Consider the following 594-nt stretch of genomic DNA (forward strand, 5'->3'; position numbering starts at 1 on the left):
GCTCGGGATCGGAGCACCAGGACTGCTCGGGCAGGTAGAGGCGGCGGTCGACCAGTGCCCGGCCCCGGCTGGTGGCGTAAGCGAGGAAGACACCGACCTGGGAGTTCTCGATGCGCCCGGCGGTGCCGGTGTACTGCCGCTGCACACCCGCCGAAGCACGGCCCTTCTTCAGGAAGCCGGTCTCGTCCACGACCAGCACCGCGCCGTCGGCGCCGATGTGTTCGACGGCGTATGCGCGGACATCGTCGCGGACGGCATCGGCGTCCCAGCGTGCGTAGCGCAGCAGCCGCTGCATTGGCCCCGGCCGCGCATGACCGGCCTGTTCGGCCAGCTGCCAGCAGTTCTTCCGCTCCGTCTTCGACAACAGCCCGAGCAGATAGGCGCGGGCACTCGCCCGGGGCTCAACTCGGCCGAAGCGGCCCGCGATCCGGGCCATGGCCTGGTCGAACATCTCCCGCCAGCGAGCAGGGTCTACCCTATGGTCCGCGGCCACCGCACGATCTTCGTTTGTCCACACACCAACCGATGATCACGCGGTGGCCGTACCCGTTTCCAGCCGGGTCCGCAGCAAGATCGCAAAGTCAGACTGGAGTA

General features: G+C 68.5%; 1 protein-coding gene. It reads right to left on the bottom strand.

What is annotated here, in order from left to right; translation table 11 throughout:
- Positions 1-436, bottom strand: a 436-nt coding sequence (locus AC2CJA_RS27110) for an IS701 family transposase (protein WP_484605267.1), incomplete at its 3' end; no start/stop codon positions are given.
- Between the last annotated feature and the right edge of the window lie 158 nt (positions 437-594).

Source organism: Streptomyces sp. ATLC9, from assembly GCF_057196705.1.